A 19251-nucleotide genomic window follows, 5' to 3' on the forward strand; every position below is an offset into this window, starting at 1 on the left:
AAGCGGAGTGATCTACCCATGGCCAGGGTGAAGCGACGGTAAGACGTCGTGGAGGCCCGAACCCACTTAGGTTGAAAACTGAGGGGATGAGCTGTGGGTAGGGGTGAAAGGCCAATCAAACTCCGTGATAGCTGGTTCTCCCCGAAATGCATTTAGGTGCAGCGTCACGTGTTTCACTGCGGGGGTAGAGCTACTGGATGGTCTAGGGGCCTTACCGGGTTACCGAAATCAACCAAACTCCGAATACCGTAGTGTGAGAGCGTGGCAGTGAGACGGCGGGGGATAAGCTTCGTCGTCGAGAGGGAAACAGCCCAGAACACCAGCTAAGGCCCCTAAGTGTGTGCTCAGTGGGAAAGGATGTGGGATTGCCCAGACAACCAGGAGGTTGGCTTAGAAGCAGCCACCCTTGAAAGAGTGCGTAATAGCTCACTGGTCAAGTGGTCCTGCGCCGACAATGTAGCGGGGCTTAAGCACACCGCCGAAGCTGTGTCATTCATGCAATACATCGGCTTGGACTCTTGAAGTCCTTGTCTAGTGGTGTGGATGGGTAGGGGAGCGTCCTGCATCCAGGGAAGCGGCGGCGGAAGCCAGTCGTGGAGGGTGTGGGAGTGAGAATGCAGGCATGAGTAGCGAATGCAGAGTGAGAAACTCTGCCGCCGGATGACCAAGGGTTCCTGGGCCAGGCTAATCCGCCCAGGGTAAGTCGGGACCTAAGGCGAGGCCGACAGGCGTAGTCGATGGACAACGGGTTGATATTCCCGTACCCGAGCATGTGCGCCCATGACGAGGCGTTTGATACTAACCACCCAAAGCCATGAGCTGAAGTCTTCGGATGGAGGTTTGTGTGTGGAGCGTGGGACCTGATTTCGTAGTAGTCAAGCGATGGGGTGACGCAGGAAGGTAGCTCCGCCAGTGAGTGGTAGTACTGGTGTAAGCGTGTAGGCCGGAACATAGGCAAATCCGTGTTCCATGAGGCTGAGACGTGATGCGTAGCCGTTTGAGGCGAAGTAGAGTGATCCTATGCTGCCGAGAAAAGCCTCTAGTGAGTGCATGCACGGCCCGTACCCCAAACCAACACAGGTGGTCAGGTAGAGAATACCAAGGCGATCGGGTGAACTGTGGTTAAGGAACTCGGCAAAATGCCCCCGTAACTTCGGGAGAAGGGGGGCCAAACACTCTGAAGTCCTTTACGGACTAGGGGTGGGTGGCCGCAGAGACCAGCGGAAAGCGACTGTTTACTAAAAACACAGGTCCATGCGAAGTCGCAAGACGATGTATATGGACTGACGCCTGCCCGGTGCTGGAACGTTAAGAGGACCGGTTAGCCTTTCGGGGCGAAGCTGAGAATTTAAGCGCCAGTAAACGGCGGTGGTAACTATAACCATCCTAAGGTAGCGAAATTCCTTGTCGGGTAAGTTCCGACCTGCACGAATGGCGTAACGACTTTCCGGCTGTCTCAACCACAGGCCCGGCGAAATTGCACTACGAGTAAAGATGCTCGTTACGCGCGGCAGGACGGAAAGACCCCGGGACCTTTACTATAGTTTGGTATTGGTTTTCGGTTCGGCTTGTGTAGGATAGGTGGGAGACTGTGAAGCGGTGACGCTAGTTACTGTGGAGTCGTTGTTGAAATACCACTCTGGTCGAATTGGGAATCTGAACCTCGGGCCATGATCTGGTTCAGGGACAGTGCCTGATGGGTAGTTTAACTGGGGCGGTTGCCTCCTAAAGAGTAACGGAGGCGCCCAAAGGTTCCCTCAGCCTGGTTGGCAATCAGGTGTTGAGTGCAAGTGCACAAGGGAGCTTGACTGTGAGACAGACATGTCGAGCAGGGACGAAAGTCGGGACTAGTGATCCGGCACCTCCTGGTGGAAGGGGTGTCGCTCAACGGATAAAAGGTACCCCGGGGATAACAGGCTGATCTTGCCCAAGAGTCCATATCGACGGCATGGTTTGGCACCTCGATGTCGGCTCGTCGCATCCTGGGGCCGGAGTAGGTCCCAAGGGTTGGGCTGTTCGCCCATTAAAGCGGCACGCGAGCTGGGTTTAGAACGTCGTGAGACAGTTCGGTCCCTATCCGCCGCGCGCGTAGGATACTTGAGGAAGGCTGTCCCTAGTACGAGAGGACCGGGACGGACGAACCTCTGGTGTGCCAGTTGTTCCGCCAGGGGCATGGCTGGTTGGCCACGTTCGGAAGGGATAACCGCTGAAGGCATCTAAGCGGGAAGCCTGTTCCAAGATGAGGTATCCCACCCTTTGTGGGTTAAGGCTCCCAATAGACCATTGGGTTGATAGGCCAGAAATGGAAGCACAGTAATGTGTTGTCGAGTTGACTGGTACTAATAGGCCGAGGACTTGTCTACGAAGGTGTTACGCATCCACTCTACGGTTCTGAAACACCACATGATTCCCCTGTTGGTTGGGGGGTGTGTTGTTTCGTAGTGTTTCGGTGGTTTTAGCGTCAGGGAAACGCCCGGTCCCATTCCGAACCCGGAAGCTAAGCCTGATAGCGCCGATGGTACTGCAACCGAAGGGTTGTGGGAGAGTAGGACACCGCCGAACTTACGTGGGAAGAGGGCCTGGGCCTGGTTGAGAACTTCGGTTCTCCCGGTCCAGGCCCTTTTTCATGCCCGGGACATGACCGTGTCGTCCGCCCGGGTACGGCTGTCGTCCGTCGGGGTACGCGTGTCGTCCGTCCAATCACGCGAGTCGGCTCCCCAATCACGCGTGTCGACCCTCCAGGCACGCGACCCGACCGGCTGGGGCGAACCCGCCGGCGTGCTCAGGCACGGACTCGCGTGACCAAGGTCCGGAACTCGCGTGATTGAAGGCGGAACTCGCCACCGCGGCCGGCCAACTCGCGTGCTCAGGCAGGCGTCTCGCGTGATTGAGCGGGCATCACGCGTGATTGAGGAGGCATCACGCGTGATTGGAGGGTCGACTCGCGTACCTGGAAGGGTCGGGTGGGCATGAGAAGGGGCCAGGAGCGGTCAGCTCCTGGCCCCGGGAAACGCAGAGACTTACTTGATGGCCGAGCCGGCCTGCCAGTCGGCCCAGGACTTGGACCAGTCGCCGTACAGGTCCCACACCGGGAGCTGCGGGCCGCCGGAGTTGGTCACCTCCACGACGTCACCCAGGCCCATGTTCTGGAAGAACCACTGGGCGTTCGCGCCGTTCAGGTTGATGCAGCCGTGGGACACGTTCGAGCTTCCCTGCTGTCCCACGCTGTTCGGGTTCTCGTGGACGAACTCGCCGTCATTCGAGATCCGCTCCGAGAACTTCTCGTTCGACCGGTACGCCTTCGGGTCCGGCGGGCAGACGCCGTACGTGCACGAGTCCATCGTGTAGTTCGCCTGCTTGTCCGAAATGACGTGCGCGCCCAAATGTGTCGGGGTCGCGTCCTTGCCCATCGAGATCGGCATGGACTTCACCATCGCGCCGTTGTGGAAGATCTGCATCTGCTCGGTGTTGCCGTCCGCCTTGGCGACCCAGGAATCGTGCACCTTGTACGTTTCCGTGCGATCCTCCGCACCGAAGACACCGTTGCCGAAATCGACGCCGTAGATCTTCGCCGACACCTTCAGCGTCGTGCCGGCCTTCCAGTACTCCTTCGGCCGGTAGTGGACGTTCGAGTCGTCGATCCAGTACCAGCCGCCGTCCTGCTTCGGTGTCGACTCCACCGTCAGGGCTTTCTCCACCGCCGCCTTGTTCTTCACGGCGATCTTCCCGAAGCTGAACACGATCGGCTGCCCGACGCCGACCCCCGCGCTCGCCACCGCGGCCGGCGCCGGGATCAGGTTGGCGTTCGCCTGCTTCTTCGGCGCGACCGTGCTGATCTGGTTGTCCTGTTCGACCGGCTTCCCGTCGGCGCCCTGGGCGTGCGCGACGATCTTGTACGTCGCCCCGTAGCCGAGCGGCTCGGTCGACGTCCAGCTGGCCCCGTCGTCCGCGAGCTTGCCGCCGACCTTGTTCCCCTTCGCGGTGTTGGTCACCGTGACGTCGAGGAGCTTCCCGTTGGCGGCCTTGACGACGACGGGCGTCGCCGGGTTCACCCCCGTGCCGCCCGCGGGCTCGAACGACACCGCGACCGGGGTCGCGGACGCCGACGCGGAACCGGACGCGGGCGTCCCGCCGGCGGTCGAGCCGCCGTCGTCCCCGGAGGAGCAGGCGGAAAGCAGCAGTGCTCCGGCGAGGATTCCGGCCACCGAAAGTAAAATCTTCTTGGGGAGCATATTGTCTCTTTTTGGGAAATTGGGATCGGCGGGCATTCGTCGTCAAAACTACGCGATAGCAATGACGTTCTTCCCGGCGGATCGGTGCATCGGCGTGACGTGGATCACGTGACGACGAGGCCCGGTGCCCCGTAGAGTCCCGGCCCGCTCACCGAGATCCCGTCGAGGAACTCCCGGGCGGCCGAGTACGCCTGTTCCGCCAGTGCTTCGGTGTGCCCGAAATCGAGTGGGTTCACACGTACCGGCGCCGGCCCCGGCAGGTACACCACCGGCACGCGCGCGGCCGCCGCGGGCGCTTCCAGCACCGCCTGGTTCCGCATGGAGATCATCGCGGTGAACATCATCACCTCGGCGAACGTCCGCGGCGCGCCCGGCAGCTTCCCGGGGAACGCGCAGTCGAGCACGACCAGAGACTTCGCGCCCATCGCCAGCGCCTGGCGCATCGGCACGTTCGCGACGAGCCCGCCGTCGTAGAGCAGCCGGCCGTCGTGCTCCACCGGCGGGAAGATCCCCGGGATCGCGCAGCTGGCCAGGAGCGGCTCGAGCAGCCGCCCGGACCGGATCAGCAGCGGCTCGGCCGTGTCGACCTGCGTCGTGACCACGCCGAGCGGCAGCGCCAGGTCCTCGAAGCGGGTCTCGGCGCCCACGTGGTCGGCGATGATCGTCGTGAGGCCGCTGTTGGGGAACAGGTGCGTCTTGCTCTGCGTCAGGGTCCGGACGCGGCTCAGCACGCCGCCGGGGAACGCCTCGGCGCGCGTCATGTGCGCCCAGATGCCGTGCAGGCGCGCCAGCGCGTCGTCGCCGGGCAGGGCCAGCACCGCCGCGTTGAGCGAGCCGACCGACGTGCCCGCCACCAGATCCGGCGTGAGGCCGGCCTCGGCCAGCGCGCGCAGCATGCCGACCTGCATGGCGCCGAGGCTGCCGCCTCCGCCGAGGACGAACCCGATCGGCCGGGGAAGATCCGCGAGACTCATACCGCCGAATGTAGTAAGCCCGACTTTCGCAGGTCGTGCCGCCCGGGACGACGGCGTTAGCCTGCTGGGCGTGGCCGAGCTGGAGCTGCGCCATCTCAGGGCCGTCCGCGCCGTCGCGGACGGCGGCAGCGTGAGCCGTGCCGCCACCGTTCTCGGCGTCAGCCAGCCCGCGCTCACCGCGCAGCTCAAGCGGATCGAGCGGATCCTCGGCGGCGACCTCTTCGTCCGCGGCCCCAGCGGCGTGCGTCCGACCGAGCTCGGCCGGTTCGTGCTCGCCCGCGCCGACGCGCTGCTGTCCGACATGCAGGCCCTCGTCGCCTCCGCCCGGCGCCACGGCGAGGGCGTTGCCGAGACGCTCAAGATCGGGTATGTGCCGCTGCTCATCATCGGCCGGTTCATCGAGGAGCTGGGGGACCTCGACGTCCAGACGTACGCCGAACCCGCGTCGCTGACCCTGCTCAAGCTGCTCTCGACCGGACGTGTGGACGTCGCGCTGCTCGAACGCTTCGACGGCACCGAGTCGCGGCACTTCGCCGGCCTGACTGTGCGGACGCTGGCCACCGAACCCATCTTCGTCGGCATCGCCGAGGGACACCCGGCGATCCGCGACGGCGTTGTCGATCTGGCGGACCTGGCCGCCTGCGACTGGATTCTCCCGCCTCCGCACGAAAACTGCGTGCGCGTGCGGTTCCTGCAAGCGTGCGCGGCCGCCGGGTTCACACCGCGGGTGCGGCACTTCACGTCGGAGGCGGGCACTGCGGGGACGCTCATCGCGCAGGGGGCCGTCTGCCTCGCGCAGGCGGCTTCGGCGCCGCCGCCAGGGCTCGTGGCGTTGCCTCTGGCCGGTGACCCGCTGTGGACGACGCTGTTGTTCGCGACGCGCGAGGACGACGCACGGACTCCGGTGACCGAGCGGGTGTTCGGGTGCGCGGAAGCCGCGTATACCGCGTCACGGCAACGGAATCCGCATTTCGCGCGCTGGTGCGGGCTGGCGCCGGCCCGATAGGCGGCATAACGCCGGTGTTATCCCCGCTGGGATTACTGCCCGGCGCGGCAACGGGAGAAGCTCACGAAGTCCCCACCTGTTGCCGACAAGGAGCAACGAATGCACTTCAGACGAGCAATGGCGCTCGGCGCGCTGTGCGTGGCCCTCACCGGCCTGCTCTCCCCGCCCGCGAGCGCGACGACCGAGGCGACCACGCTGTCGATCAGCCAGCTGGTCCAGGAGCAGAACCAGTGGTGCTGGGCCGCCAGCGGCCTGACCATCGCCCGGTTCCTCGGCTACGGAACGAACGTCAGCCAGAACACCTTCTGCGACTACTCGCGTGGCTACCCGGCCGGCTCGCAGTGTCCCAACCAGGCCGGCGAGCTGACCTACGTCCAGCGGGGCTACCAGGCGCTCGGCCTGCGGCCCGGCACGGTGACCGGTGCGTTGAGCTTCGCGTCGGTGCAGACCGAGATCGGCGCGCGGCGCCCGGTCGAGACCGGCATCTACTGGACCGCCGGCGGCGGGCACGCCCAGGTGATCTACGGCTACGACGCGAGCGGGCTCGTCTACTACGGCGACCCGTGGCCGAGCAGCCAGCGCTACAGCGCGATGGCGCACTCGAGCTACGTCCGCAACGGGCAGTTCCAGTGGGCGCAGTCCCTCTACCGGATCGGGGCGTGACCGTGAACTTCTTCCGTGGACTCGCAGTCCTGGTCGCGGGTGCGGCCCTGGTGCTCGGTTTCGGTGGCCCGGCTTCGGCTTCGGAGCCTTCCTCCGGTGAGGTCGCCGCCGCGGTCAAGGCGGCGGACGCGCAGCTCTCGGCGTTCTTCGGCCAGCTCGACCGGCGGGCGGGCGTCCAACGCGCGAATGTCGTGCAGGCGCCCGCGGTGGACGGCTCGCCGCAGCCGGTTTACTCGCTGGACCCGGCTTTCGTCGCCGGAAAGCCGGGCGCCGCGCCCGCGTCGTTCGCGTTCTACGCGGTGCGCGCTTCGGCCTCGACCGGGCGGCAGGCCACCGTGTGGGTGACGCCGGAAGCGGGCGGCTGGGCCGCGAGCAACTTCACCACCGGCACCGAGGAGCTGACCTACCCGGCGCAGGCCGGTGGCGATCTCGTGTTCACCGAACCGCAGGTCAACGCGTGGTACCGGGTGCGCGACGGCCGCGTGCTGGCGCTCAACGACCCGGCTCGCCGGCGCGTCGGCGAAGGCGTCACGCTGGCCGCGTACCAGCAGCTGGTGCACCGGCTCTACGGCGACAAGCTGCCGGGTTCGGCGTACCGGCAGCAGGGCAAGCTCGGCGGGTACGACCTCGCCTCGGCTCCGGCTCCGGTCGCGGCGCCGGGCACCGGATCCTGGCCGTTCGTCGCCGGTGGGGCGCTGCTCGCGCTCGGCTTGGCCGGCTGGGCCACCGGCAAGGCGGCGCGCGCCCGCCGTTGACGCCGGGAGGGTGGCGGCCCGGGTCCGCCCGGGCCACACCCTCGTGGACTCCGGACAGCCGGGTGTCGAGCGTCCAAGGCCACATCGGGCCGCTTGGGGCCGGGAGAGCCGGGGTGAGGTCAGGGCACGCGCTCGGGCTCGCGTTCCGGGGTGGCGAGGGCTTTGCGCTTCTTCAAGCGCAGCAAGAAGAACACCCCGACCGCCGCGAGCACGCCGACCACGATCAAGCCGCCCGTGTTCAGCACGCCTTCGATCCGCTTCGCCGCCTCGCCCAAGGCTGCGCCGATGCTGATGTGGACCAGGGACCAGCAGAACGCCCCGGCAGCCGCCGCGGGGAGGAAGCGGCGGAACGGCAGTCCGGACGTTCCCGCCGCCGCGGGGGTCAGCGTGCGGATCACCGGCAGGAACCGGGCGAAGAACACCGCCCACGCGCCCCGGCGCTCCAGGACCGCCGTCGCCTTGTCCCACGCGTCGAGGCCGTACTTGCGGATCAGTTTCGTCTCGCGCAGCCGGGGGCCGAACCGGCGGCCGACGAGGTAGCCGAGCGCGTCGCCCGCCGTCGCGCACACCGTGACCACCAGCCACAGGACGACGAACCGCGCGACGGTGTTCGCCGTCGTCGCGGCGATGAGCAGCCCGGACTCGCCGGGGGCGACGAAACCCAGCCCGATCGTGCACTCGGCGAAGACCAGCCCGCCGGTCACCGCGACGAGCCCCGGTTCCGGGAGTCCTTGCAACCAGCTGAGGAGGTCCGAAACCAGGGCCATGCCACCCACTTTACCGATCCTTTAAGGATGGTGGGGTGACCTGGGTCACCGCGCCAGCAGCGACGCGGCTTCCTGTGCGGCCGGGCCTTCGGCGGCCAGGTGGGCCAGGTTCTCCGGCAGGTCCTCGCCGCGGTGGGCCTTCGTCTGGGCGTACAGGCGTCCGGCGCGGTAGGACGACCGCACCAGCGGCCCGGCCATGACTCCGGCGAAGCCCATCGTCTCGGCGGCGTGGGAGTGCTCGACGAACTCCTCCGGCTTGACCCACCGGTCCACCGGGTGATGCCGCGGAGAGGGACGCAGATACTGCGTGATCGTCAGGATCTCGCACCCCGCGTCGACCAGGTCCTGCATCGCCGGAGCCACCTCGTCGGGGGTCTCACCCATGCCGAGGATCAGGTTGGACTTCGTCACCAGACCGGCCTCACGCGCGGCGGTGATGACCTCCAGCGAACGCGCGTAGCGGAAGCCGGGGCGGATCCGCTTGAAGATCCGCGGCACCGTCTCCACGTTGTGCGCCAACACCTCCGGCCGCGACCCGAACACCTCGGCCAGCTGCGCCGGATCCGCGTTGAAGTCCGGGATCAACAGCTCGACACCGGTACCCGGGTTCAGAGCGTGGATCTGCCGGACGGTCTCGGCGTAGAGCCAAGCGCCGCCATCCTCCAGGTCATCACGGGCCACACCAGTGACCGTCGAGTAGCGCAACCCCATGGCCTGCACGGACTCCGCGACCTTCCGCGGCTCAGTCCGGTCCAGCTCAGCGGGCTTGCCCGTGTCGATCTGACAGAAGTCACACCGGCGCGTGCACTGGTCACCGCCGATCAGGAACGTGGCTTCGCGGTCTTCCCAGCACTCGTAGATGTTGGGACAACCGGCCTCTTCGCACACCGTGTGCAGACCCTCGCGACGAACGAGACCCTTGAGTTCGGTGAACTCCGGCCCCATCCGCACCCGCGTCTTGATCCACGGCGGCTTCTTCTCGATCGGCGTCTCACTGTTGCGGACTTCCAGACGCAGCAGCTTCCGGCCTTCAGGCGCAGCACTCACGTCCTCAACCGTACGCCCGTCCGGGCTACGCGGGATCGGGGGTGACCTCGGTCAACTCCGCCGTCAGGTCCCACAGTGCGGAACCCAGCGGCTCGAGGCGCGCGGTGGCGAGCGGGGGCACCTGAACCGGGTGACCGCGCAGGTTCCCGAGGCCACGCGGGGCGAAATACGAACCCCCGGAGACGCCGTCCGCCGTCGCCGCGTACAGCTGCGGGAGGGCGCCGATACGGGGGCCCTGGGCGAACAGGACCTCGCCGATGCGGTGGCCGCCGGCGATCAGGGACCGGACGACCGGGTTCGAGTACGACCGGGCCATGCCGCTGCCGAGCCCCGTCGCGGTGTAGCCGGGATGGGCGGCGACGCTGATGATGTCCGAACCCGCCGCGCGCAGACGACGGTCCAGTTCGAGCGCGAACACCTGGTCGGCGAGCTTGGACTGGCCGTACGCGGCGGCCGCGTTGTAGCGGCGGTGCTCGCCGTTCGGGTCGTCGAGGTGGATGCGGGCGCCGGTGGCGGCGAGGCTCGACAGCGTGACGACGCGGGCGTGCGATCCGCCGCGCAGGGCGGGCATCAGCAGCCAGGTCAGCGCCGCGTGGCCGAGGTAGTTGGTGCCGAACTGCAGCTCGAAGCCGTCGGCGGTGCGGCCGCGGGCGGTCGCCATCACGCCGGCGTTGTTGACCAGGACGTCCAGCTTGTCGCCGGTCAGCTCCCGGGCCGACGCGGCGGCCGCGCGCACCGAGGCGAGCTCGCTCAGGTCCAGTGGGATGAGCTCGGGCTCGGCGCCCGCGGCGGCCGCTTTGACGAGGTCCAGTGCCTTCGCCCCGCGTTCGGCGGAGCGGCAGGCGAGGAGCACGCGAGCCCCCTTGCTCGCGAGCACCTCGGCGGTGCGCAGCCCGAGCCCCGAGTTCGCCCCGGTGACCAGCACGGTCCGGCCGGTCTGGTCGGCGATGTCGGCGTCGGTCCAGCGCTCCGTCATGCGTGTACTAAACCCTGTTCACGCCGACGGCGCGAGCAGGCGCCGCAGGTGTCCCATGACGGGACGGCGGCGGGCGGGCTCCTCGCGGCTCGTGCGCAGCAGCGCCTCGAGCGCGTGACCCACCTTGACGATCTCTTCGCCCGGCTCCCGCGGGTCGGCCAGCCCGGCCGTGACCGCGAGCATCCGCAGCTCACCTTCGTGCATGCGGCGCAGCGACGCGTGCCGCTCGTAGCCGCCGTCGAGCACCGCGCGCAGCGTCTCGTGCTCTTCGACGGACGCGCGCCAGGCGCGCGTGACGGCGTCGACGTGGTCGCCGAGGCCGTCGGCGTCGTCCGGGTCGGTGACCTCGGCGCGCAGGCGTCCGCTCAGCGTCCTCGTCCACTGGTACTGCAGGGCCAGGAGGATGTTCTCCTCGGTGCCGAAGTGCTCTTCGGCGCCGGGAACCTCGTCGAGCGGCAGCGGCGCGGCCGGGTTGCGGCCCGCCAGGCGCACGGTGGCTTCGAGGATTTCCTGCCGTCGGTAGAAGTCTGTCCAGCTCATCGTGGGGCTCCCCTTCCGTGGTCCGGGTCATACCGCGGGTCTGCGGCATACTCCCGGTACGGACCTGACGAGGTGAACATACCATGAGTATGGAGAGATCCTCCGGGCGTAAGGTTGTGAAGGTGGCGACAATGAGGTCCAGGCGGCTCGACTACTCCGAGTCGACGCGGTCGGCGCTGGTCGACAGCGCGGTGGAACTGTTCACCAAACGCGGTTACGCGGGGACCTCGCTCGACGAGATCGCCAAGCGCGCCCGCGTCACGAAGGGTGCGCTCTACCACCACTTCAGCGGCAAGCAGGCGCTCTTCGAAGCGGCGTTCGACCAGGTCGAAAGCCTCGTCTACGACCGGCTCGACAAGATCATGACCGGTGAGGGCTCGCCGTGGGAGCGGGCGCTCGGCGGGCTCAACGCGTTCATCCGCGCCTGCCTCGACCCGGCCTACCAGCGGATCGCCATCCACGAGGCCCCGGTCGTCATGGGCTGGGAACGCTGGCGCGAAGCCGAGGAGCGGTGCAGCTTCGGGCTCGTCCGGTCCGGCCTGCAGTCGCTGATCGACGCCGGCGAGGTCGAGCCGGTCCCGGTCGAGGTCACCGCGCGGCTGCTGTTCGGCGCGCTGTCGAGCGCCGCGACCGAGATCGCCAGCTCGCCGGACCCGAAGAAGGTCGGCGCCGAGATCGAGGACGTGATCGTCCGCATGCTGGTACGGCTGCGGCGCACGGAGCCCGACGTCTCTATAGGCTGACTTTCGTGGACTTGAGGATCTTCACCGAGCCCCAGCAAGGGGCCAGCTACGACGACCTGCTGCGCGTCGCCAAGGCGACCGAAGCCGCCGGCTACGACGCCTTCTTCCGTAGCGACCACTACCTGAAGATGGGCTCGGCCGACGGCCTGCCCGGCCCGACCGACGCCTGGATCACCCTGGCCGGCCTGGCGCGGGAGACCAGCCGGATCCGGCTCGGCACGCTCGTCACCGCGGCGACGTTCCGGCACCCGGGCCCGCTGGCGATCTCGGTCGCCCAGGTCGACCAGATGTCCGGCGGACGCGTCGAGTTCGGCCTCGGCTCCGGCTGGTACGACGCCGAACACGAGGCGTACGGCCTGACGCTGCCGCCGCTGAAGGAGCGCTTCGACCGCTACGCCGAGCAGCTCGAGATCATCACCGGGCTGTGGAAGACGCCGGTGGGCTCGACGTACTCCTTCAAGGGCGAGTACTACACGCTCGCGGAGTCGCCGGGCCTGCCGAAGCCCGCGCAGTCGCCCGCGCCGCCGGTGATCGTCGGCGGTCAGGGCAAGAAGCGCACGCCGGCGCTGGCGGCCCGGTTCGCGGACGAGTTCAACCTGCCGTTCGTGGGCGCCGACGCGGCGGCCGCGCAGTTCGCCCGCGTCGACGCGGCGGCCGCGGAGATCGGCCGCGACCCCAAGGAGATCCTGCGCTCGGTGGCGCTGACCATCGCCGTCGGGCGCGACGACGCCGAGGTTTCGCGGCGGGCGTCGGCGGCCGGCCGTGATGTCACCGAGCTGCGGGCGAACGGCCTGGCCGGGACGCCCGCCGAGGTCGTCGACCGGATCGGGCAGTGGCGGGAGAAGACCGGGATCACCCGGGTCTACCTGCAGCTGCTGGATCTGTCCGATGTGGACCAGATCGAGCTGGTCGCGGCCGAGGTCGCGCCGCAGCTGGACTGAGCAGCCCCCGTTTTCCACGCTAGCGGAAGGGTCCGACGGTTCCGGACCGCGAAAGCCGGGCCGGCCGCCTGTTGTCCACAGGTGGCCGGCCCGCTTTCAGTTCTGGAGCGCGAAGGTGACGCCCGGCGCCCGCGGGGCCTCCGGGCGCGGGAGCCAGCGGTCCTCGCTCACCGGTAGCTCGCCCTCGAGGGCCGCCAGGACGGCGTCGCGGGCCAGTGGGAGGACTGCTTCCACACTCACGTCGCGCTGCAGCTCGTACGACAGCGACGTCACGCCCGCGTCGCGGATCCCGCACGGCACGATCGTGTCGAACGCCGAGAGGTCCGCGTTGCAGTTGAGCTCGAAGCCGTGCATCGTCACGCCGCGCTGGACGCGGATGCCGATCGCGGCGATCTTGCGCTCGATGCCGCGGTCGTCCGCCGGGATCCAGACGCCGCTGCGGCCCTCGACCCGCCCGGTGCGCACGCCGAGCCGGTCGCACACGTGGATCAGCGCCTCCTCCAGCCGCCGCACGTAGTGCACGACGTCGATCGGGTCGCCGAGCTTCACGATCGGGTAGCCGACCAGCTGGCCCGGGCCGTGCCAGGTGATCTTGCCGCCGCGGTCGACGTCGATCACCGGGGTGCCGTCGGCCGGGCGGTCGGCGGGCTCCGTGCGCTTGCCCGCGGTGTACACCGACGGGTGCTGCAGCAGGAACATCGTGTCCGGCGCGGTGCCGTCGGCGCGCTCGGTGAGCCGGCTCCGCTGGAGCTCCCAGGCTTCGGTGTACTCGATCGTGCCGAGCTCCCGGACGTCGACGGGCTCGGTGGTGGCGCGGCAAGAGGTGCGGGAAGAACTCACCCGTCGAGGCTACGCCCGTCACCCGGGGGAAGCAGCCGCAAGGCGCACGCTGAGAGCAGCCCGACACCCGTCACCGCGAGCACTGCTCCGATCGTGTCGGTGACCCAGTGCACGCCCAGCACGACGCGACAGGCCGCGCACAGCACGACGGCGACCGCGACGGCGGCCGAAACCCGGCGGACCAGCCGTGGCCACAGCCACGCGCACAGCAGGAGGAGGACGAACCCCGTGCTCGCCACCGACACCACGTGCCCGCTCGGGTAGCTCAGGTCCGGGTAGTCGCGCGGGCGCTCCCGCAGGAACAACGGCTTGAACACCAGGCTCGTCAGCCGGCACAGCACCAGCACGACGGCCAGCCGCACGCACAGCCCGATGTGCTCGCGGCGGCGCAGGGCGAGCGCGAGCAGCGCCGTGCCGAGGACGAACGGGAGGACCGGCCCGAGAACGTCGCTCCCGGCCTGCGCGACCCGGCCGAGCGGCTCGGCGTAGACGCCGTGCAGCGCGTCCGCGACTTCGACGTCGAGGGTCAGCGGCTGCCGGGCCACGCTCAAGCCGAGCAAGACGAACGCGGCGCAGAACACCGCGCCCACGACGAGCCAGCGCTGAAGCGGGACGCTCATGCCGCGGTCAGCGCGCTGTCCAGGGTCCGGTGCCGGAACTCGTAGCCGGACCGCTCCAGCGCGGCCGGGACGGCCCGCTGCCCGAACAGCGCCATCTCCTCGCCGGCTTGCCCGAGCACGGTCTTGAGCGCGATCCCGGGCACCCACCACGGCGCGGGGCGGTGCAGGGCCCGCCCGACCGCCCGGGTGAACTCGGCGTTGGTCACCGGGGCCGGGCCGCTGAGGTTGACCGGGCCGGACAGGTCGTCGTGGGTGAGGACGTGGACGATCGCGCCGACCTCGTCCTCGAGGGCGATCCACGGCATGAACTGGCGGCCGTCGCCGAGCCGGCCGCCCAGGCACAGCCGGAAGAGCGGCCGCAGCGTGCCGTAGAGCCCGCCCTTCGCCGAAAGCACCAGCCCGGTCCGGATGTTCACGACGCGCGCGTCGCCCGCACCCGCCGTCGCCGCTTCCCAGGCTTCGCAGAGCTCGGCGAGGAAACCGCGGCCGCGGGGCCCCGATTCGTCCACAGTGGACTCGTGCGTGTGGCCGTAGTACCCGACGGCGGACGCGTTGACGAGCACGCCGACACCGTGCTCGGCGACGGCTTCGGCGAGCACCTCGGTCGGCTCGACCCGGCTGTCGGTGAGCTCCTGCTTGCGCATCGCGCTCCACCGCCCGGGGAACAAGGGCTTGCCACCGAGGTTCACGACGGCGTCCACGCCTTCGAAGGCGCCGTCCGCGACGGTGCCCGAGGGCGGGTCCCAGCGGAACTCGGTCGTGGCGCGGGTTTCCCGGCGCACCAAGGTGCGGACCTCGTGCCCGGCGCGCCGCAGCCGGTCGCCCAGCGCCGACCCGATCAAGCCGCTCGCTCCGGCGATCAGTACTCGCATGCCTCGATCGTCGCGCATCCGGGTCCGGGCCGCACGCCCAGGTCTCGCGCGAAACCGGGCAGGTCGGCGAGGATCGCCAGGCCCAGATCGGCGAGCGGGATCTCGGGGAAGTCCGTTCCGGTGAAGAACATCGCGACGGTTCCGCCGGCCGCGGAGAGACCGAAACCGCGGCTGCGCGGCAGGGCGCCGCCCTTGTAGCGGACGTCCCGGCCGAGTTTCCGGCGCGCGAGCGCGGCGGCCGGGGCGTCCGAGGTGACGAGGTGGCGGTGGAAGGCGAAGAGCCGCGCCGCGGTGCCGTGCGCGGTCCGTTGTGTCCATTCCCACCCGGCTTCGGCGGAGATCGGTGCGCCTCGGACGCGTTCGAGCACCGCCGTCCGGAACGCGGGATCGCCCGTGAAGCGCGCGGTCAGGTCCGGCTCGCCGGGGTGGAACGAGCGGAGGGTTTCGCCGCAGAACCAGCGGATGTCGGCGTCCGGCCAGCCGCCGGCGGCCGCCGCGGCCCGCACCGCCCCGTCGCCGAGCCGGGCGCGGAGGTAGTCGGGGGCCGCGTTGTCGCTCTCGGCGATCATCGCCGTGGCGATGGCGTCGAGCGGGACGAGCCGGCCGGGGTCGTGGGCGATCCCGTACTCGTCGCAGGGGATGCCGAGCGCGGTCAGCGCCCGGTGGTGGGCGCCGGCGCCGACGGGGCCGTCGCCGTCGAAGGGGTGGAACGCGTCCCAGTCGCCGACCGGGACCGGCTCGGCCGGGTCGAGCACGCCGTCGGCGACCGCGGTCGCGTAGGCGAGCAAGGGGACGACCTTGATCGTCGAAGCCACGACGCGCGGCACGTCCGGGAGGTGGCTCAGCCGCTGCCCGGCGCCGTCGTCCGCGACCATCGAGACGTTCTCGCGGTGGTCGGCGAGCCAGGCCCGGAACGCCGTGAAGGGCCCCGCACCAGCTGATGCGAGGCCCTTCACGGTCCGGAACTCAGAGGCCGAGCTCGTCCTCGAAGTTGCCCTCTTCCAGACGCTGCTTGATCGTCATCAGGAAGCGGCCCGCGTCGGCGCCGTCCACCAGGCGGTGGTCGTACGTCAGCGGGAGGTACGCCATCGAGCGGATGGCGATCGTGTCGTTGCCGTCGGCGTCGGTGGCGACGATCGGGCGCTTGACGACCGCGCCGGTGCCGAGGATGCCGGACTGCGGCTGCACGATGATCGGCGTGTCGAACAGGGCGCCGACGCTGCCGATGTTGGTGATGGAGAACGTGCCACCGGACAGCTCGTCGGGCTTGATCTGGTTCGCCCGCGCCCGGCCCGCCAGGTCGGCGATCCGGTGCGCGAGACCGGCCAGGCTCAGCTCGCCCGCGTCGTGGATCACGACCGAGAGCAGGCCGCGCTCGGTGTCCACCGCGATGCCCAGGTGCACGGCGCCGTGGTAGGTGATCTCCTTCGTGTCCTCGTTGTAGGACGCGTTGACGTTCGCGTGCTGCTTCAGTGCCTCGACCGTCGCCTTCGCGAAGAACGGCAGGAACGTCAGGTTGACGCCCTCGCGCTCCTTGAAGGCCGCCTTCGCGCGCTGGCGCAGCTTGGCGATCTTCGTCACGTCCACTTCCTGGACCTGCGTGAGCTGCGCGGCGATCTGCAGCGACTCGCGGGTCTTGGTGGCCGTGATCTGGCGGATCCGGCTGGCCTTCTGCACCGTGCCGCGCAGGGCCTGGACCTCCGCGGAGACCGCGGTCGACGTCGGACGCGGGGCCGCCGGAGCGGACGCCGCGGGAGCCGACGCGGCCGGAGCGGCAGCCGCCGGGGCCGGGGCGGCCGCGGCCTTCTGCTTCTCCTCGGCCGCGGCCAGGACGTCCTGCTTGCGGATCCGGCCGCCGACACCGCTGCCGGTCAGGCTCGACAGGTCGATGCCGTGCTCCGACGCCAGCTTGCGCACCAGCGGCGTGACGTACGGGCCGTCCGCCGAACCGTCCTTCGCCGCGGCGGCCGGGGCCGACTCGGCTGCCTTCGCCGCGGGCGCGGCCTGCGGCTCGGGCTTCGGTTCCGGCTTGGGCTCGGGCTTGGACTCCTGGACCGGCTCGGGCTTCGGCTCCGGCTTGGGTTCCGGCTTCGGCTCGGGCTTGGGTTCCGGCTGGGAATCCGCCTTCGGCGCCGCGTTCGCGTCGCCGATCACGGCCAGGACGCCGCCGACCTCGACGGTCTCGTCCTCGCCCGCGCGGATCTCCAGCACCGTGCCGGCGACCGGCGACGGCACCTCGGTGTCGACCTTGTCGGTGGAGATCTCGAGCAGCGGCTCGTCGACCTCGACCGAGTCGCCGACCTGCTTCAGCCAGCGCGTGACGGTGCCTTCGGTGACGCTCTCGCCCAGCTCGGGCAGCTTCACCTCGGTGCCTTCACCACCGGCGGCCGGCGCGGTGTCCGGCTTGCTCGGGGCGCTCTCCTGGGCCTGGGCCTGCGGTTCGGGCTCCGGCTCCGGTTCGGGCGCCGACTCCTCCTGCGCGGGCTCTTCCTCGGCCGGGGCGGAAGCTTCGGGCGCGCCGCCCGAACCGTCGTCGATCACGGCCAGCTCGGCGCCGACCTCGACGGTCTCGTCCTCGGCGGCGCTGATCTTCACGACCGTGCCCGCGACCGGGGACGGCACCTCGGTGTCGACCTTGTCGGTCGAGATCTCGAGCAACGGCTCGTCGACCTCGACGGTGTCACCCTCCTGCTTGAGCCACCGGGTGACGGTGCCTTCGGTGACGCTCTCCCCGAGCTCCGGCAATGTGACGGAGTAGGCCATCGTTCGCTGACTCCTCTTCCAAGTTCTGCGTGGGTCTGGATTCTGCTGGTGGGACGTCAGCTGTGCACGTGCAGCGGCTTGCCGGCCAGGGCAAGGAACGCTTCACCGAGGGCCTCGGTCTGGGTGGGGTGCGCGTGGATGAGCGGCGCGACGTCTTCGGGGAAAGCCTCCCAGCTGTAGATCAGCTGCGCTTCGCCTATCAGCTCGCCGACGCGGTCGCCGACCATGTGGACCCCGACGACCGGGCCGTCCGGGGCCTTGACCAGCTTGACCCCGCCGGAGGTCTTGAGGATCTGGCTCTTGCCGTTGCCGCCGAGGTCGTAGGTGAACGTCGTGACGTCGGCGCCGTACTTGTCCTTCGCCTGCGACTCGGTCAGCCCGACCGACGCGACCTCCGGGTGGGAGTAGGTGACGCGCGGGATGCCGCTCTCGTCGATCACGCGCGGGCTCTGCCCGGCGATCTCCTCGGCGACGAAGATGCCCTGCTGGAAGCCGCGGTGCGCGAGCTGCAGGCCGGGGACGATGTCGCCGACGGCGTAGACGTTCGGCAGGTTGGTGCGCAGCCGCTCGTCGGTGATGACGAAGCCGCGCTCGATCTTGACGCCGGCCTCCTCGTAGCCGTGGCCCGCCGAGTTCGGCCCGCGGCCGACGGCGACCAGCAGCAGGTCGGCCTCGATGGTCTCGCCGGACTCCAGCGAGACGCTCACGCCGTTGTCGTCCTGCTTCGCGCCGGTGAACCGCACGCCGGTCTTGAAGGCGATCTTGCGGCGGCGGAAAGCGCGCTCGAGCTGCTTGGACGCGAACTCGTCCTCGTTCGGGACGAGCCGCGGCAGCGCTTCCACGATGGTGACGTCGACGCCGAAGGAGGCCCAGACGCTGGCGAACTCGACGCCGATGACGCCGCCACCGAGGACGACGACCTTCTTGGGGACGTAGTCGAGGGCGAGGGCCTGCTCGCTGGCGATGACGCGGCCGCCGAGCTCGAGGCCGGGCAGCGTGCGGGAGTACGAACCGGTCGCGAGGATGACGTTCTTGCCGGTGTAGCGGGTGCCGTCCACCTCGACGGTCGTGCCGCCGACGAACGTGCCGCTGCCCTCGACGAGGTTCACCTTGTGCGCCTTGGCCAGGCCCTGCAGGCCCTTGTACAGGCGGGAGACGATCCCGTCCTTGTACTTGTTGACCCCGGCGATGTCGATGCCCTCGAAGACGGCCTTGACGCCGACCGCTTCGGCGTCGCGGGTTTCGTCGGCGACCTCGGCGGCGTGGAGCAGGGCCTTGGTCGGGATGCAGCCCCGGTGGAGGCACGTCCCGCCGAGCTTGTCCTTCTCGATCAACGTGACGGAAAGGCCCAGCTCGGCCGCGCGGAACGCCGCGGCGTAGCCGCCCGATCCGCCTCCCAGGATCACGAGGTCGGCGGAGGTGTCGGTCACTTGTATAACTCCTCGGCAAGCAGTGGGGTGGTGCTCTGTCGTCGCTTGTGCGCGGTATAACCGCGCGCGCGACACCCGCCAT

General features: G+C 69.2%; 17 protein-coding genes and 2 rRNA genes (1 of these 19 running past the window's edge). 7 read left to right on the forward strand and 12 right to left on the reverse strand.

The window, feature by feature from the left end:
* Together AA23TX_RS07700 and rrf are read left to right on the forward strand one after the other, a co-directional pair.
* Positions 1-2363: ribosomal RNA gene (locus AA23TX_RS07700) — 23S ribosomal RNA — on the forward strand; it begins 760 nt to the left of the window's first position.
* An 82-nt stretch (positions 2364-2445) separates the two neighbouring features.
* A 5S ribosomal RNA gene (rrf, locus tag AA23TX_RS07705) occupies positions 2446-2562 on the forward strand.
* 458 nt (positions 2563-3020) lie between these two features.
* Here rrf and AA23TX_RS07710 read toward each other — a convergent pair.
* Together AA23TX_RS07710 and AA23TX_RS07715 are read right to left on the reverse strand one after the other, a co-directional pair.
* The gene (locus AA23TX_RS07710; protein ID WP_196425215.1) at positions 3021-4232 is read right to left on the reverse strand and encodes a L,D-transpeptidase; all 1212 of its coding nucleotides are present in this window, start codon (positions 4230-4232) and stop codon (positions 3021-3023) included.
* A gap of 104 nt (positions 4233-4336) precedes the next feature.
* Positions 4337-5206 carry a patatin-like phospholipase family protein gene (locus AA23TX_RS07715; RefSeq protein WP_155541874.1) on the reverse strand — a complete coding sequence of 290 codons (870 nt, stop codon included), beginning with the start codon at positions 5204-5206 and terminating at the stop codon, positions 4337-4339.
* Between the two features lie 70 nt (positions 5207-5276).
* Between AA23TX_RS07715 and AA23TX_RS07720 the strand changes: the two genes are divergently transcribed.
* The 3 genes from AA23TX_RS07720 (at position 5277) to AA23TX_RS07730 (ending at position 7630) form a co-directional block, all read left to right on the forward strand.
* On the forward strand, positions 5277-6212 hold the full coding sequence (locus AA23TX_RS07720; RefSeq protein ID WP_196425216.1) for a LysR family transcriptional regulator: 936 nt from the start codon (positions 5277-5279) through the stop codon (positions 6210-6212).
* Between the two features lie 99 nt (positions 6213-6311).
* On the forward strand, positions 6312-6875 hold the full coding sequence (locus tag AA23TX_RS07725) for a papain-like cysteine protease family protein (RefSeq protein ID WP_155541876.1): 564 nt from the start codon (positions 6312-6314) through the stop codon (positions 6873-6875).
* Complete coding sequence (locus tag AA23TX_RS07730) at positions 6872-7630, forward strand: hypothetical protein (protein ID WP_155541877.1); 759 nt, start codon at positions 6872-6874, stop codon at positions 7628-7630. Before AA23TX_RS07725 ends, AA23TX_RS07730 begins: the two co-directional genes overlap by 4 nt.
* 119 nt (positions 7631-7749) lie before the next feature.
* Here AA23TX_RS07730 and AA23TX_RS07735 read toward each other — a convergent pair whose 3' ends face one another.
* From AA23TX_RS07735 to AA23TX_RS07750, 4 genes are read right to left on the reverse strand one after another with little or no spacing between them, the layout of a single operon-like run.
* Positions 7750-8397 carry a DedA family protein gene (locus tag AA23TX_RS07735; RefSeq protein WP_155541878.1) on the reverse strand — a complete coding sequence of 216 codons (648 nt, stop codon included), beginning with the start codon at positions 8395-8397 and terminating at the stop codon, positions 7750-7752.
* 45 nt (positions 8398-8442) lie between these two features.
* On the reverse strand, positions 8443-9444 hold the full coding sequence (lipA, locus tag AA23TX_RS07740; RefSeq protein ID WP_155541879.1) for a lipoyl synthase: 1002 nt from the start codon (positions 9442-9444) through the stop codon (positions 8443-8445).
* A gap of 25 nt (positions 9445-9469) precedes the next feature.
* The gene (locus AA23TX_RS07745) at positions 9470-10420 is read right to left on the reverse strand and encodes an oxidoreductase (protein ID WP_155541880.1); all 951 of its coding nucleotides are present in this window, start codon (positions 10418-10420) and stop codon (positions 9470-9472) included.
* A gap of 18 nt (positions 10421-10438) precedes the next feature.
* Positions 10439-10960 carry a hypothetical protein gene (locus AA23TX_RS07750; RefSeq protein ID WP_155541881.1) on the reverse strand — a complete coding sequence of 174 codons (522 nt, stop codon included), beginning with the start codon at positions 10958-10960 and terminating at the stop codon, positions 10439-10441.
* A gap of 131 nt (positions 10961-11091) precedes the next feature.
* Between AA23TX_RS07750 and AA23TX_RS07755 the strand changes: the two genes are divergently transcribed.
* Positions 11092-11703, forward strand: a complete 612-nt coding sequence (locus AA23TX_RS07755; RefSeq protein WP_155541882.1) for a TetR/AcrR family transcriptional regulator — start codon at positions 11092-11094, stop codon at positions 11701-11703.
* Between the two features lie 5 nt (positions 11704-11708).
* On the forward strand, positions 11709-12644 hold the full coding sequence (locus tag AA23TX_RS07760; protein ID WP_155541883.1) for an LLM class F420-dependent oxidoreductase: 936 nt from the start codon (positions 11709-11711) through the stop codon (positions 12642-12644).
* A gap of 96 nt (positions 12645-12740) precedes the next feature.
* On the opposite strand, the gene lipB is transcribed toward AA23TX_RS07760, so the two are convergent.
* The 6 genes from lipB to lpdA are packed head-to-tail and all read right to left on the reverse strand — an operon-like array spanning position 12741 to position 19169.
* Complete coding sequence (gene lipB, locus AA23TX_RS07765) at positions 12741-13484, reverse strand: lipoyl(octanoyl) transferase LipB (protein WP_155541884.1); 744 nt, start codon at positions 13482-13484, stop codon at positions 12741-12743.
* Complete coding sequence (locus AA23TX_RS07770; protein ID WP_155541885.1) at positions 13481-14104, reverse strand: phosphatase PAP2 family protein; 624 nt, start codon at positions 14102-14104, stop codon at positions 13481-13483. Before AA23TX_RS07770 ends, lipB begins: the two co-directional genes overlap by 4 nt.
* A complete protein-coding gene (locus tag AA23TX_RS07775) occupies positions 14101-14976 on the reverse strand; it encodes a TIGR01777 family oxidoreductase (RefSeq protein WP_155541886.1) in 876 nt (291 codons plus the stop codon). The genes AA23TX_RS07770 and AA23TX_RS07775 overlap by 4 nt, the downstream gene beginning before the upstream one ends.
* Positions 14964-15932, reverse strand: coding sequence for a serine hydrolase (locus AA23TX_RS07780; protein ID WP_155541887.1), 969 nt, complete (start codon positions 15930-15932; stop codon positions 14964-14966). The genes AA23TX_RS07775 and AA23TX_RS07780 overlap by 13 nt, the downstream gene beginning before the upstream one ends.
* 10 nt (positions 15933-15942) lie before the next feature.
* Positions 15943-17739, reverse strand: a complete 1797-nt coding sequence (gene sucB, locus AA23TX_RS07785) for a 2-oxoglutarate dehydrogenase, E2 component, dihydrolipoamide succinyltransferase (RefSeq protein WP_155541888.1) — start codon at positions 17737-17739, stop codon at positions 15943-15945.
* Positions 17740-17795: 56 nt separating this feature from the next.
* Entirely contained in the window at positions 17796-19169 is a 1374-nt protein-coding gene (lpdA, locus tag AA23TX_RS07790) for a dihydrolipoyl dehydrogenase (protein ID WP_155541889.1), read from the reverse strand.
* Positions 19170-19251 lie beyond the last annotated feature (82 nt).

The sequence above is a fragment of the Amycolatopsis camponoti genome (genome assembly GCF_902497555.1).
Taxonomy (GTDB): domain Bacteria; phylum Actinomycetota; class Actinomycetes; order Mycobacteriales; family Pseudonocardiaceae; genus Amycolatopsis; species Amycolatopsis camponoti.